12 protein-coding genes, 1 pseudogene and 1 other annotated feature are annotated in these 14243 nt (G+C 60.9%); of the genes and pseudogenes, 3 read left to right on the top strand and 10 right to left on the bottom strand.

Annotated elements, in window-relative coordinates; genetic code table 11:
* Positions 1-6: 6 nt before the first annotated feature.
* The 5 genes from rmuC to J1M36_RS06430 are packed head-to-tail and all read right to left on the bottom strand — an operon-like array spanning position 7 to position 4934.
* Positions 7-1209 (bottom strand): DNA recombination protein RmuC, encoded by a 1203-nt coding sequence (rmuC, locus tag J1M36_RS06450; RefSeq protein ID WP_241246950.1) that lies wholly within the window; start codon positions 1207-1209, stop codon positions 7-9.
* 54 nt (positions 1210-1263) lie between these two features.
* Positions 1264-1875, bottom strand: coding sequence for a response regulator transcription factor (locus tag J1M36_RS06445; RefSeq protein ID WP_206478926.1), 612 nt, complete (start codon positions 1873-1875; stop codon positions 1264-1266).
* Positions 1872-3215 (bottom strand): histidine kinase, encoded by a 1344-nt coding sequence (locus J1M36_RS06440; RefSeq protein WP_206478925.1) that lies wholly within the window; start codon positions 3213-3215, stop codon positions 1872-1874. The genes J1M36_RS06445 and J1M36_RS06440 overlap by 4 nt, the downstream gene beginning before the upstream one ends.
* The gene (locus J1M36_RS06435) at positions 3212-3973 is read right to left on the bottom strand and encodes an ABC transporter permease (protein ID WP_064847293.1); all 762 of its coding nucleotides are present in this window, start codon (positions 3971-3973) and stop codon (positions 3212-3214) included. The genes J1M36_RS06440 and J1M36_RS06435 overlap by 4 nt, the downstream gene beginning before the upstream one ends.
* A gap of 43 nt (positions 3974-4016) precedes the next feature.
* The gene (locus J1M36_RS06430; protein ID WP_206478924.1) at positions 4017-4934 is read right to left on the bottom strand and encodes an ABC transporter ATP-binding protein; all 918 of its coding nucleotides are present in this window, start codon (positions 4932-4934) and stop codon (positions 4017-4019) included.
* A 164-nt stretch (positions 4935-5098) separates the two neighbouring features.
* Here J1M36_RS06430 and ychF point away from each other — a divergent pair, with 164 nt between their 5' ends.
* Positions 5099-6184 (top strand): redox-regulated ATPase YchF, encoded by a 1086-nt coding sequence (gene ychF, locus J1M36_RS06425; protein ID WP_206478923.1) that lies wholly within the window; start codon positions 5099-5101, stop codon positions 6182-6184.
* 401 nt (positions 6185-6585) lie between these two features.
* Here ychF and J1M36_RS06420 read toward each other — a convergent pair.
* From J1M36_RS06420 to J1M36_RS06410, 3 genes and pseudogenes are all read right to left on the bottom strand, one after another.
* A pseudogene (locus tag J1M36_RS06420) lies at positions 6586-6879 on the bottom strand (integrase core domain-containing protein); the annotation flags it as partial.
* A gap of 434 nt (positions 6880-7313) precedes the next feature.
* Positions 7314-9026, bottom strand: coding sequence for a CHAT domain-containing protein (locus tag J1M36_RS06415; RefSeq protein ID WP_206478922.1), 1713 nt, complete (start codon positions 9024-9026; stop codon positions 7314-7316).
* Between the two features lie 62 nt (positions 9027-9088).
* On the bottom strand, positions 9089-9880 hold the full coding sequence (locus tag J1M36_RS06410; protein ID WP_206478921.1) for a hypothetical protein: 792 nt from the start codon (positions 9878-9880) through the stop codon (positions 9089-9091).
* A gap of 1355 nt (positions 9881-11235) precedes the next feature.
* Between J1M36_RS06410 and J1M36_RS06405 the strand changes: the two genes are divergently transcribed.
* Positions 11236-12255 (top strand): hypothetical protein, encoded by a 1020-nt coding sequence (locus J1M36_RS06405; protein WP_206478920.1) that lies wholly within the window; start codon positions 11236-11238, stop codon positions 12253-12255.
* Positions 12256-12312: 57 nt separating this feature from the next.
* Here J1M36_RS06405 and J1M36_RS12995 read toward each other — a convergent pair whose 3' ends face one another.
* On the bottom strand, positions 12313-12447 hold the full coding sequence (locus tag J1M36_RS12995; RefSeq protein WP_274606033.1) for a hypothetical protein: 135 nt from the start codon (positions 12445-12447) through the stop codon (positions 12313-12315).
* A gap of 35 nt (positions 12448-12482) precedes the next feature.
* A protein-coding gene (locus tag J1M36_RS06400; RefSeq protein WP_241246949.1) for an IS3 family transposase occupies positions 12483-13717 on the bottom strand; the annotation gives its coding sequence in 2 pieces (ribosomal slippage) (positions 12483-13438 and positions 13438-13717; 1236 coding nt in all).
* Positions 13326-13439 (bottom strand) — a sequence feature (AL1L pseudoknot). It overlaps the preceding gene by 114 nt.
* A 158-nt stretch (positions 13718-13875) precedes the next feature.
* Here J1M36_RS06400 and J1M36_RS06395 point away from each other — a divergent pair.
* Positions 13876-14178 carry a transposase gene (locus J1M36_RS06395; RefSeq protein ID WP_206478919.1) on the top strand — a complete coding sequence of 101 codons (303 nt, stop codon included), beginning with the start codon at positions 13876-13878 and terminating at the stop codon, positions 14176-14178.
* Positions 14179-14243: the final 65 nt, after the last annotated feature.

Below are 14243 nucleotides of genomic sequence, written 5' to 3'. Positions count from 1 at the left end.
GCCGCGTCAGTCCTCCACGAATTCCGTGGCCGTCAGCGGCCGGGGGACCGAGTCCACGGGTTTGGTGTCCAGGGCATCGGTTCCCGTGCTCGTGGGATCCAGTTCGGCGATCTTCCGGGCAGAGGGCAGCACCCGTGATTCCAGCGACCCCACGAGTTTGTTGTACCCGTCCACGGAGCGCCGCAGTGACCCGCCCATGTCGGCCAGGTGTTTGCCCACCGCACCCATGCGGTCGTACAGCTCCCGCGACAACCGGTAGAGCTCCCGCGCGTTGTCCGTGAGGGTGGCCTGGCGCCAGCTGAACGCCACGGCCTTGAGGGATGCGAGCAGGGACACCGGGGACACGAGTGCCACGTTGTTGCGCGCGGCGTACTCCAACAGGGACGCATCCGCGTCCAGGGCCGCGGCGAGCGCGGACTCGATGGGCACGAAACACATCACGAGCTCGGGGGAGATCTCCTCCGCGGACCAGTACCTCTTGGTGCCCAGGGTGTTCACGTGGGAGCGCAGTGCTTTGGCGTGGGCCATGAGCAACTGGGCGCGGCGCTGCTCGCTCTCCGCCGCGCCGTCCGACGCGACCGCCTGGGCGTCCAAGTACGAGTTCATGGGGGCCTTGGCATCCACCACCACGGTCTGCGCACCGGGCAGGTTGACCACCATGTCGGGTCGCTGCACGCCGCTGTCCGTGGTACGCACGGACTGCTCGGCGAAATCCACGTGCCGGGTCATGCCGGCGGCCTCTACGACGCGACGCAACTGCATCTCACCCCACGCACCGCGCGCCGTGGTGGAACGCAGCGAGGATTCGAGCGAACCCGTGGCCTGCAGGAGTTGCCGGTCCGTAGTGCGGGCCGCTTCCAACGCCTGGGCGACCGCGCCGAACTGCTGGGCGCGATCCCGTTCCAACTGGTTCACGTGCCGCCCCACGGTGGAGAGTTGATCGTTGAGCGGAGCCAGGGCGCGCATCACGTTCTGGTCCTGCACCGAGCGGGCCTCCAGCGAATCCACCCGTTGTTCGAGTTGTTCGCGGGCGGAACGGTCCGCGGCCGCTTCCTGCAGTGCCGCGAGTCGCTGTTCCTGGGCCTCGTTCAGTTCGGCTTCCAGCACCCTGGCCTTCCGCGAGGCCACGAGGTACCCGAGCACCCCGCCCACCACGAGGGCGAATAACGCCCACAACCACCACACCTGAGACATCACGGAACCGTCCATGGGCTCACGATGACAAGACCGTCCGACACGCACAAGCGCACGGGTGACCGCGGCTCAGATCCACCCGTTGCGCAGGGCCAGGGCCGCGGCCTCCGACCGGTTCTGCACACCCGTCTTGCCGATCGCGGAGGACAGGTGATTGCGCACCGTACCGGGGGAGAGGTGCAGGGCCGCGGCGATCCGCTTGGCGGACGCGCCGTTCGCGGCCTCGCGCAGCACGTCCTGCTCCCGCTGGGTCAGCGGGTTGGCACCGGCCACGAGTGATTCCTCCGCGACCGCGGGGTCGATCGCGCGCAGCCCCGCATGAACGCGCCGGATGGCCTCCGCGAGCTGCTCCGCGGGCGTGTCCTTGACCACGAAGCCGCTCGCCCCGGACTCCAAGGCGCGGCGCAGGTACCCCGGCCGGTCGAATGTGGTCACGATCAGGCACCGCGTTCCCGAGCCGCCAGCTGTGATCTCCCGGGTGGCCTCGAGCCCGTCCAGTACGGGCATCTCGACGTCGAGCAGCGCCACGTCTACGTGCTGTGAGGTCACCGCGGCCACGGCCTCCCTGCCGTCGCCCACCTGGGCCACCACGCGGATGTCCGGTTCCAGGTCCAGCAAAGCTGCGAGCCCGGCCCGGACGAGCGCTTGGTCGTCGGCGATCACCACGCAGATCGGATTCATACCGGCTCCACCACGATCCGCAATCCACCGTCCGTGTCGACCACGGGCGAGGTCAGGGTCAACCGCAATCCGGCGGCCTCGGCCCGCTCCCGCATGCCCCGCAGGCCATTGCCGGGTAGTCCGTTGCCGCGCAGCACGGACGACGACGCTGCTGCCGCCCCGTTCCGCACGTGGCCCGGCCCGGTGCTGTCCCCGATCCGTCCCGACCCGGCGTCGTCGGCCGCCCCACCCGAGCCAGTGCCGGCACGCACGGGGGACATGACGACGTCGTCGACCAATGCGCGCGTGGCCGCGTCGGCGGGTGGGGCGGGTACAGCGTCGTCGTCCGTTCGTGCGAGGCCCACGCCGTCATCGGTGATGGTCAACGTGGTGGGAGTGAGCGTGACCCGGCACGAGGACGCCGCGGAATGACGCACCGTGTTGGTCACGGCCTCACGCAGGATCCAGGCGAACGCGGAACGCCGTGCTGCGTCGATCGAGGGCACGGTGTCGGGCAGGTGCGGCGTGATGCCTGCCGAGCGCAAAGCGGCGCGGGCCTGGACGAGTTGGACGCTCAGCTCCGGTTCGCGCAGTTTGCCCACGGTGGAGCGCACGTCGGTGAGGGAGTCGCGGGTCAGGACCAGGACGTCGTCGAGTTCCTGGGCGGCGCGCTGCGGATCGGTGGTCAGCAGCCGCTGGGCCAGCTGGACCTTCATGGACACCACGGTGAGGGAATGGCCCAGGATGTCGTGGACGTCGCGGCCCACCGCCTCGCGCTGCCGAGCCAGCTCCAGCTCCCGCTTCAGTTCCTCCTGGACCCCGGAGCGTTCCATCATCCACCGGGAGATGAGCAGCAGGAAGACCGCGGGCAGGGTCCCGATCAGCGGCCACCCCCACTCGTGCGGCGGTCGGGCGAGCAGCCACGGGACGCTCGCCGCGAGCACCACCACCGCCGCGGAGATCAGTGAGGCCCGCATACTGAACCGGAAGATGCACACGGCCACGAAGAACGGCGCCACGTACGTGACGGCCAGCCCCGCGGCCGGCACCACGAGAGCCAGCGGCAGTAAGAGAACGAGACACCAGAACAGGGCGTTGGCCCGTTCGCTGCGGCGCGGGAACGGGTACTCGAGCAACCACGAGACCACGTAGAGTGCGGCGAACAGGCCCAGACCGGTCAGGCCCAGCGCCTTCGTGCCGCTCGAGACGGGTGCGGAGAGCACCCCGGAGGCCGGGAAGAAGAGGAAGACCAACCACACGGACGCGTAGAGGACGTCCGGCCACGTCGATGTCCCCGGGGCGGGGTCGCTCGCGCACGCGGTACCCCGGACCGCGGGGTTCTCGGAAGTCCTGGTGGTCATCGGCGGGCCGTTGCTCTCCGGGCCGCGATCAGGGCGATGGCGCCGAAGATCGCGGCCCAGACACCCACGTTGGCCAGTAGCAGCCACACGCTGTCCTGTTCGGCCGTGCCGTCCACGGCGACCACCCAGCCTTCGGTAATCGGATAGCGGGCAAGTCCCACGATCCCATACAAGGGCGTGAAGCGGGCGAAGTCCAGCAATGCACCGGACAGCGGCATGAACACGTTGCCCAGGAATGCGAGCACCACGAGCAGACCGGACGCCGCGCTCACGGCCCCGTCCGAGCGGAACAACAACCCCGCGGCCAGTCCGTAGAGCGCGAAGACCGAGGAGCTGGCCACCACGATCCCGGCGGTCGCGAACCAGCGCCAGAGGTCGTCCAGCATGGAATTGGTGAGCAGGCCGGCCAGATACACGATGATCACCGGTATCACGGCCACGGAGACCGCCACCGTGACCTTGGTCGCGGCGTACCCGCCCGTGCCCATGGGGGTCATGGCCAATTGGCGGCCCCACCCCTGCAGCCTCTCGACCGCCGCACTGCCCGCGATGGACGTGGTGGCGGTGACGGCTCCGTACGCGGCCATGGACACCATGAGGTACGCGGAGACGTTGCCGTGGCCCGAGGATTCCCCGGACCAGCCCTGGGTGACGCCGAACATGACGAACAATGCGGCGGGCAGGACGGCGATGAAGAACATGTTCGCGACGTCCCTGACCTGGCGCCAGAAATCGTGGAGTGTGTAGGTGAGGTTCATGACGGGATCCTTCGTGGGTCGGATGAGGCGGGGACGCTGCGGTTCAGTGCTCGCCAGAGCGGTTCACGCGGGCGGCGAAGGCGTCCTCGAGCCCGCCGCGGGAGATCTCCAGCTCGGTGGCCGGGGTCTCGGTGAGCAGGACGCGGGCCAGCCGGTCCGATTCCCGGGTGTGCGCGGTGACGCGGGTGCCCGCCCGATCGAGGTGCGTGACGCCGGGAAGGTCCGGCAGCGGCGTCGTCCCCGGCCAGGAGAAGGAGACGGTCTGACGGGTGGAGGCGGAACGGAAGCTGTCGAGCGTCCCGTCGTGGTGGACCATGCCGTGGTCCATGAGCACTACGCGCCGCGCAAAATCCTCCGCTTCCTGGAGGTAGTGGGTGGCGAACACGACCGTGAGCCCGCGCTGGGCCTCGACATGCATCGTGTCCCAGAACTCGGCGCGGGACTGCACGTCCATGCCCGCGGTGGGCTCGTCCAGCACGAGCAGTTCGGGGCGGGGGAGCAGGGCGAGCGCGAACCGTACGCGTTGCTGCTGACCGCCCGAGCACCTGGACACCTTGCGGTTCGCGAACTGCGCGGCTCCGGCCCGCTCGAGCACCTCGGCCACCGGCGCGTGGTCGCGGTAGAGCGAGGCGATCATGGTCACGGTCTCGCGCACGGACAGGTCCCCGAGCAGCCCGCCCGCTTGCTGCACCGCGCCGACCTTCCCGTGCGCGACCGCGGCGCGCGGCGTCTCACCGCACACGCGCACCTCGCCCTCGGTGGGGTCGGTCATGCCGAGGACCATGTCCAGCAGGGTCGTCTTCCCGGCGCCGTTGGGACCGAGCAGGGCGACGACGTCGCCGCGCGGGACCCGCAGCGAGACACCCTTCACGGCGCGCACCGTTTCCCGGCGGGTGCGGAAGGACTTGACGGCGTCCGTCACGGTGATCGCGGGGGCTTCCCGGGGTGCTGTGGTGTTCATGACTCCACCCTCCCGCGGGCGGCCCGGGCCCGGAACCGTGGTTTGTCACGACGTGGGGGTGACAAGTGTCAGGGGTGGGCACTTCCGATAGGACCTGCTGACGCGGGGACGGAACGTGCGCGGGCGGGCCCCCGGCGGTCCGAGCACCGGTAGACTGGTCTGCCGTGGCTCTTACTATCGGAATCGTCGGTCTGCCGAACGTCGGAAAATCAACCCTGTTCAACGCGCTCACGCTCAACACGGTGCTCGCCGCGAACTATCCGTTCGCGACCATCGAGCCGAACGTGGGCGTGGTGAACCTGCCGGACGAGCGGCTGGACAAGCTCGCGGAGCTGTTCGACTCGCAGAAGATCGTGCCGGCCACGGTGTCCTTCGTGGACATCGCGGGCATCGTGAAGGGCGCGTCCGAGGGGGAGGGGCTGGGCAACCAGTTCCTGGCCAACATCCGTGAGGCGCACGCGATTGCCCAGGTCATCCGTGTGTTCGACGATCCGGACGTGATCCACGTGGACGGCAAGATCGACCCGGCCTCGGACCGCGAGACCATCAACACCGAGCTGATCCTCGCGGACCTGCAGACGCTGGAGAACGCGATTCCCAAGCTGGAGAAGCAGGTCAAGATCAAGAAGGGCTCGCCCGAGCAGCTCGCGGCGTACCAGGCCGCGGAGAAGGTGCTGGCGGAGGGCCGCACGATCTTCGAGGCCGCCGGGCCCGAGAAGCTCGACACCGACAACCTGCGCGAGCTGAACCTGCTCACCGCCAAGCCGTTCATCTACGTATTCAACGCGGACGAGGGCGTGCTGTCCTCACCCCAGCGCCAGGCCGAGCTGGAGGCGCTGGTGGCGCCCGCGCAGTGCGTGTTCCTGGACGCCAAGCTGGAAGCGGATCTGGTGGAGCTCTCCGAGGAGGAGGCCCGCGAGATGCTGGAGATGGAGGGCCAGGACGAGTCCGGCCTGGACAAGCTGGCCCGCGTGGGCTTCTCCACCCTGGGCCTGCAGACCTACCTCACCGCTGGGCCCAAGGAGGCCCGCGCGTGGACCATCAACCAGGGCGACACGGCCCCCAAGGCCGCCGGGGTGATCCACTCGGACTTCGAGCGGGGCTTCATCAAGGCGGAGATCGTCTCCTACGACGACCTCATGGCAGCCGGGTCCATGGCCGATGCGAAGGCCGCGGGCAAGGTGCGCATGGAGGGCAAGGAGTATGTGATGCAGGATGGGGATGTAGTGGAGTTCCGCTTCAATGTTTAGAACAGGGCTTTTGCCCTGTATCTACGTGGGAGTGGTGCGGGGCTGACCCGAATCTGACCCGGTGTAGTGCCAGCCGGTCCATGGCCCTGCTCACACACCCGTATGTGGCTACCCGGCGTCCCGGTCCAAACTACTCCCGACCGGCGGTTGCAGCCTAGCCGCTCTACGGGTGTGACGTCTGGCCTAAAGGTTTTAGCGCGATTGTCACATCACTCATGAGGTTGTTAGCTGCTTGCCTGGTGCGGTCCTCTGCGGATGGCCACAGGTGGCTGTAGGTATTCAGCGTGGTGGTGGCTCGTGCATGCCCGAGTGCCCGCTGAACAGTCACCACGTCGCATCCTGGAGCGATGAGCCCACTCGTGTAGAAGGGGCTGCCGCACGAACACGTGACAGTTGGGGTGTCAGGCCGCGAGGCTCACGGTCGGGTTCATGATGGTCTCGTATTCGATGGGGGTCAATCGACCGAGGCGGGCCTGTCGGCGACGGCGGTGGTAGGTCCGCTCGATCCAGGTGATGATCGCGATTCGGAGGTCTTCTCGGGTCCGCCAGCGCTTGCGATCCAGGACGTTCTTCTGCAGCAGCGAGAAGAAGGACTCCATCGCGGCGTTGTCCCCGGCAGCACCGACTTTCCCCATCGAGCCCACGAGGTGATGACGGTTCAGAGCGTGCACGAACTTCCGTGACCTGAACTGGGCGGATTCAACTGGTCGCGGGTGCTCCTGTTGCTGTGTGGATCGGAACCTTAGACAAGTCCCATCCTCACTGGTCACAGGAGCATTCGACTGTCAGGACTCACCCACCGCGCCCCTCAACATCGGCGCATCCAGGCTCAGCCCTGCCCCGAGCCCCCGCTCACCCTGGTGAGAAAACCTCGCCCTGCCACATATCTGTGCAGCGGTTTCACATCCGCACAACCCCGGAATCAGCCTTCACTTGTGCAAGTTAAGAAATTTAGGTAGCGCACCAAGCAATCGCCGCCTTAATCATTAGTTTTAGTAAGGCTCCATGCTTTTATCCACATGTTCGAAACATAATAAAACTCTCATTTTCGCAGGAAAATTCTATTCCAAAATCTCAATGATTTTACTAGAGTGCGAGTTACACAAAAACTGACTATTCATGGGACCCCTTATGGAGTGCCGTAACATTGGAAGCCAGCCCATACCGAAAAAGACAGACTAACTTTTTTCGCCCATGTCATCGAATTGCGTAGGGCGCTAGCTGGCGAAAATCCGACATTTAAATAATAATGGATCTTTTCCATAAACGCTACCGTTTCGAAAGTGTCTGGCACCGGATAAATTGAAGCAATAACCTTCCCAGCACCAGCCGACAACAACATTGCTGGAAAGCCTACATGTTCAATAGGGTTACTTTGTGCCGATCCCCCGGCAAAACAGGCAGAAAGCACGTAAGTTGACCCCATACGTACGTGTCTAGAATCGAACGATGAAAGAGGAATTACGCCTTTCACGAGCAAATAGGGGTCGAGGTCCCCTTCGTGATCGATCCAACCATGGCAAGCAAGATGCACCAAACCAGCATTACTAATACGAGAAATTACTTTAGATGGTGAGGTGAAGTGATTAGGAAGGTGCTTAATAACACGCATTCTATCCGATTTTTGAGTGGATGGAATCCAAGGTCCGCGGACCAAAAAATCGGGGTCTTTGAGCCAAACTGAAGAAACTCTCCTTGCCTCTTTTTCGACTAGGGGAATATAATTTTTTCCCTTTGAAGGATCAGCTATGACGACAACAGGAGAATATGGTATGGCGCTACTTAATGCTGGGATGATGCACAAGCCTGGGCTGGGTACAACCGTTACTGTTAAAGAATCTATATCGCCCGCAGCCAACGCTGCCGTTAGTGGCAATCTCAAACATTCTCCAACCGGGACAAAAATCACATTGTCGTTCTTCGCAAGGACGTCACGCATTGGCTCGAAGACAACTTTGGCCACATCTTCTAAAATCGCATTTATCTCCATCCTTGAAGGGCTAGCTTCCATGGCTTGGCATACCCGGGTTACGTACTCTTTTGTCAGCTTTGACAAATCAATACTGAAGGGCTCCTGCGACCAGTCCTGACCGCCGTGGAAGTATATTGCGGCACCACCTGGATTGCTGGCCGCCAGGAATATAACAGGACTGCCTGTGGATGCCGCGAGGAGAGGTGTCTCGGCTAAATAGCCCCGCGAAAGGGCCCATTGACGAAGGATATCATTGGTATTCAATGCAGCTTCCACGCCTATACATATAGACTGCCAGCGAGCCTCCGTTGGCGCCAAAGAGGCGGTAGTGGGCACCGCATTCTCGAAGCCTTCAAGAAAGTATCTGTTTACCTGATCGGTAAAATTTTTTCCAAGGTCTCCGTCGAGGGAGTTTAAAAGACCCATAACCTGAGCTGTTCGAAAATTTGAACCGAACGAAGTTTCAACAGTCTGGGAGATAGCGAGAGGTGTCCGATTTTTATGAAAGGAGTAACATATATCGTCGATATAGTACCGTAAACTTTTCGTATGATTTACAGGATACCGATCTCCGTCACGGGCATGGTCCATTTGGTATAATTGACCGACCGAAACAAGGATCAATCCGGCATGCATTAACCTCTGCCATTGTTCTAGTACCGAAGAGTAGCGGCAACATATCTCGGCAGCAGCTCCTGCAATATAGGCAAGATGAGGATCTGAAATATAAGGAGTTAATTCCTTTATAATTACCCAAGACCGGTCAGAAAAATCTTCTGCGACTTTTACTGAAATAGTAGGCGAGTTGGCGTACATGTCAATGTCAAAAGCCAGTTTCTTTAAACGGTTCACCATTAGTGTTTTATTCATTACTTATCCTGGATTTATAAATAAAATAATTTTGTTGGTTTGCAACTCTTTATGCCTGTGGTTCAGAGACTCGATTTACCGAATTCAAAAATGAGGGAACTAAGAATTCCTAATATAACTGTTTTTAAATTGTCTTTAAACCCGGAGTTGGACGTAGAACGCTCTTTAAATAGGAGCTCTAAGCCATAAGATTCATCCTCAGCATTTTTCTCAATATCAGTGGATATTAATTCCACTATTTCAGCTATGCTAAGTTTCGATGATTTGCATATAGACGATTCTATATCAGCGCTCAAAGTTGACTCCCAATCAAATAGGGGCTCACCCGTGTCGGTAATATAGCAGTTGATTAAAACGATATCCGCATTTCCTGAGTATCTCCATCGAAAATCTGATTTTATCTCGATAAATTTACGTAAAGAGTTGAATGCATTGGCATCAAAACCCCAAGAGGACGTTGAAGCGCTGGCAATCTTGAAAGAACCAGCGGTGTCAATTTGTTCCGATGCATTAAAATAACCCGGAAGGACGAGATCCCACGTTTCTCCTGTTCGAGATTTGAAATACTCTCTTCGTTTTTGTATTAATCTCATGGTTTTTGTGTCGGGGTGGGCAAAAATTAAGCAAAATAACGACGTAAAGTTGTCATTTGTTTTTGCTGGGAGGTTTTCTAAATTATCCCCTGTTTCATTTTCCGACGAATTACTCGAATTTAACCATAAGAGAATATCTCTTTTTCTTTTGCTGGGAGCAGATTCCACTTTAAGAGTTAATCGATTTTGGAAGTTTCCGCGCAAAATACTAAGGATTTTCCCGATATCGTCTAATTCATTAATTTCAAAGGGCTCGCGCATAACTAGTGATCCTATGCTGTTGTGGGCTAATTGCTTGCGATTTGACTTAGATTTCGATTCGCTGAACAAGGTTCACTGCAAGCAACGTGAGACCGATACTAATTGCAATGGTTCACTCTTGGGAAGAGTTATTGGTGCCCGTTAGGTGGCCGCAGCAGCGAGTTCGTGTGTCGGGCGGATCTCAGGGCCAGTTGGGACCTAGAGGCAACCTGGACCGCATGTGCCGAGTCGGGCCCTATAAAACGTTCGCGATGGTGTATGACGGTACTCAAGTGCAGCAGTGAGGTGGTGGGCGAAGCCCTCAGCCGGTGCAGGGTGGGGAGCCGAGAGGAATACGAATGGAGTCTCCAGGTGCAAACCGGAATGGTTTCAGTTGGTCTCATTTTTGGTACACGGTAGCCGGCGCCGTTGTCGCGGGAGTTGTGGTTTGGGCGATAACGGTTGGTCCCATAGGACAAAGGTTATTTCCTCCGGGTCCGGTGGTAAGTCAACCAACACTGGACCCAACCACTTCCAATCCAAGGCCAGGCGATACAACGTCTTCAACGGCACGGCAAACGCCCAGCTCGACGGAGTCGAATAGTGAAGATGTTGCTTCAACGGTGAAACAAAATCCAAGCGTTGGACCTGCAGGCGTTCCATTGCAACAACCCACACTCGAAAATTTCCGTATCAGTTTCAGGTCGAAAGATTATGGCGACCAAGTCGGTCCGGGCCAATTTCAGTTATCTGACCAACACGGCATGGTGCGCGTCATTTATACCTGGAAAGCGGTCATGAGTGACGGAACTGGTAATGACTCAGAAAGATGCCAGATACTGGCCTCTGTATCATGACCCCAACAAGTAGATAGCATGCGGACCAACAAATGTTCATTTCAAAGGGTTAGCACTATTGCGGCCCGGGCGGACAACGTCCAGGACTACACACAACCCGGCGAGTACGCCATTACGGTGAAAGACGAGCTCAGTGGAGCTACGGGGGAGGCTTCATTTATGGTGCGGTAGCACCTTAAGTAAGCACACATTCGCTGAGTAATCGAATCGAAGAACCGTGCTTGCCGCCTAGTTTCGCCGGACCTGACTATTGGCGTGATCTCAAAACCTGGGCAGTTGTTGCTGCCGCATGCGCAGCCCAGGCACGATACACCCATGACGGCGGTAGTACTCGGTCTGCTGGGAGCGGGCTTCTTGCACGTGCTCTACGTGACCATGCGCTCCAAATGGCCAGAGTCGTACACGTCAGTCCGCACTGGGCTAGATAAGGCTCCACGATCAAGTGCGTTGAGGTACCTACTTTTCCGTTGCTTCCCGACCTACGCAGTGGGATGCCTGCTGGCCATCACAGTGGATCGGTTGGGCGGGAACCTGCTGACCGCACTGGTGTGCATGGCAGTCCCATACGCGCTGGCGAATGACGGACGTGCCCTGTGGCGGCTGAGGCATGGGGGAGCCGGCCGAGGTCCAGTCCTGTGGTTCTACTACGTCGGCAACCTGGTTCTGATCGCCGGCATCGTCGCGCTGTCCTACTTCAGTCATGGCTGGTACACGGATTTTGTCCCCGAACCTGATGAGTTGGTCTTCGCTGTGTGGACCGCCGTTTTTGCAGCTGTACTCGCCACAGCTCTCCAGCAACTCCTGCGCTTCCCAAGTCTGAGCACTGAGCAGAAGGTAGAGGCGGCACGGCAGGACATCGGCGAAGATACCTGGGCACACATCGAAGAGGCGGCTCTCGACGCCAACTGTGACCCCATGCTGATGCGCGCCATCATTGCGGCAGAGGCACTTCAGCGCCCACGGTGGATGCGGAACTTAGAACGGGTCAAGGGGCGGATCATTCAGGAAGGCAGCTACGGGGTGGCGCAGATGACCGCGCACCGACCGTTAAGCGATATCCAATCGGTGGATGCTCTTTGCCTAGAGCATGCTGGCTACTATCCAACACGACGTTCTGGGGGCGATGTGCGTGAGGCGTTGCTCGAGGCCCGGATCGAGAAGCACAACTCCAACCCAGAGTTCGTGGCATCGGTCATGGAGTTCTATCGCCATCTGAATCCCTGGGCCATGGACCGGTCAGCAACTGTCAGCTATGACGGCCGATCCCACATCGAGGTCACCGCGGTGAGGAGGGTAGGTGATCAGTTCGAAATCGAAGGAACCGCAGTCATGGCGGATTCCCAACTGTATGTCGGCTTGGTCGAGGACGGTGAGGTGTGCGAACTGGTCCCTGTCCCCATCCACGCTCCTAAAGAGCGTCGGCAGGGGTGGACAGCCCAGATTCCGCTAGAGGCGTCGCAAGTGGCCTTTTATAAATGCTCCGGCGCCGGACTGGACGAGATCGACGACTCCGTGACCGTTGATCTGGAGTACCGGTAATCATCCTTGCCCGCGCCTAGAGGCCTGACGCCCTGCGCAACCAAACGTCCAAGCTCTTTATGGCCGCGCCCCCATGTTGATTAGCTGCAGCATATCTCTATCGTGCTGATTCAGAGCATCAACGATCTCCTTTTTAACGGTCTGCGGGTCAGCACCATTGATCGTGATGTTGAGCGTGGGCGTGTAGTTCACCGGCCGACTCGATCCACCCGTGTCCCGTGACGGGTTCAGTGGAGGCTTGGTAGTGCCGCTCCGGCGGTCGCCGGGGCGGTGTGGTGACGATAGTAGGCGTCTTCGAACTCGATCGGGGGCACGAGCCCGATCTCTCCGTGCAGGCGCCGGTGATTGAACCAGTCGACGTACTCGGCCACCGCGATCTCCAGGTCGTCGATCGACTTCCAGGGGCCCTTGTTGCGGATCAGTTCGGCCTTGAACAGCGAGTTGAACGCCTCAGCGAGGGCATTGTCGTACGAATCGCCGGTGGATCCCACCGAGGCCACCGCCCCCGCCTCGGCCAGGCGCTGGGTGTAGCGCACGGCGACATACTGAACGCCTTTGTCGCTGTGATGGACCACACCGCTGGTGTCATGGCCGTCGTGGGAGCGGGTCCACAACCCCATCTCGAGAGCGTCCAGAGCCAGGTCCGTGCGCAACGAGGTCGACAGCTGCCACCCCACCACCCGCCGGGAGAACACATCGATGACGAAGGCGGCGTAGACCCAGCCGGCGAACGTTCTGCAATACGTGATGTCGGCGACCCACAGCCGGTCCGGGGCAGCGGCGGTGAAAGATCGTTCCACCAGGTCCGGGCGGGTCTCCGGTCCGGTGCCGGCCACCGTGGTGCGCGGGCCCTTGGCGCGAATGATCCCGCGCAGACCCGCCGCCCTCATGAGCCGGTGAACCGTGCACCGGGCCACCCGGTGGCCGTTCCGGCGCAGCGCGGCGTGGACCTTGGTGATCCCGTACACCCCGTAGTTCTCCGCGTGCACCTTGGTGATGACCGCGGTCGTGGCCGCGTCGCTGACCGATCGCGCTGAGGGCGGGCGGGTCTTGGCTGCGTAATAGGTGCTCGGGGCGACCTGCAGAACCTTGCAGATCGGCTCGACCCCGTACTCGCCCTTGTGGGCGTCGATGTAGGCCACTACCTGTTGTGTGGGCGGTCGAGCTCCGCCGCGAAGAAAGCCGAGGCCGACCGCAGGATGGCGTTAGCCCTGCGGAGTTCCCGAACTTCTCTCTCGAGCTCGGCCAGCCGCTGGGCGTCATCAGTGGTGGTTCCTGGTCGATATCCCTCATCGACCTCGGCCTGTCTCACCCAGTTCCGCAGCGTTTCCGGGTTGATCCCCAGCTGCTGACCGATCCGCGCCAGCGCCCCGGCCTTCGTCGCCGGGTCCCGCCGGGCCTCCACCGCCATCCGGGTGGCGCGCTCTCGCAACTCGTCCGGGTACTTCCTCGGTGCCCCCATGACTCTCATCCTTCCGTGGAATGAAAGCCTCCAACAGACCCGTCACGGGACACCCGAAGCACTTGGCGTGAACGAGCGGGTAGCCATGTATGAACCGCGGGACTGCTGCACGGATAGGTGACATCTGATCTGTGGCGTCGAGGGACGCTGCTGGAAAGATGAACACCGTGCCCAAGCCCTACCCCAAAGAGTTCCGTGACGACGTGGTCCGCGTGGCCAGGAATCGTCAGCCGGGTCAGCAGTTGAAGCAGATCGCTGCGGGCTTCGGGATCAGCGAGTCCTGCCTGACCAACTGGCTTAAGCGGGCCGATGTCGAGGACGGGAACGCGCCAGCCAACACGAGCGAGCAGAACGCTGACCTTCGGGATGCGAAGAGAAGCATCCGTTTGCTGGAGCAGGAGAACGAGGTCCTGCGTCGAGCGGCGGCATACCTGTCGCAGGCGAACCTGCCGGGAAAATGATGTTCCCCCGCATACGGGTGGTACCCCCACCGCTCGTCCGTGAGCTGGCCGTCGACGGGATCCCC

This window comes from Kocuria sp. KRD140 (genome assembly GCF_017168375.1).
Lineage (GTDB): Bacteria > Actinomycetota > Actinomycetes > Actinomycetales > Micrococcaceae > Kocuria > Kocuria marina.
The sequence above is the reverse complement of the archived record's forward strand: the minus strand, read 5'-3'. Positions and strand labels throughout refer to the sequence as shown.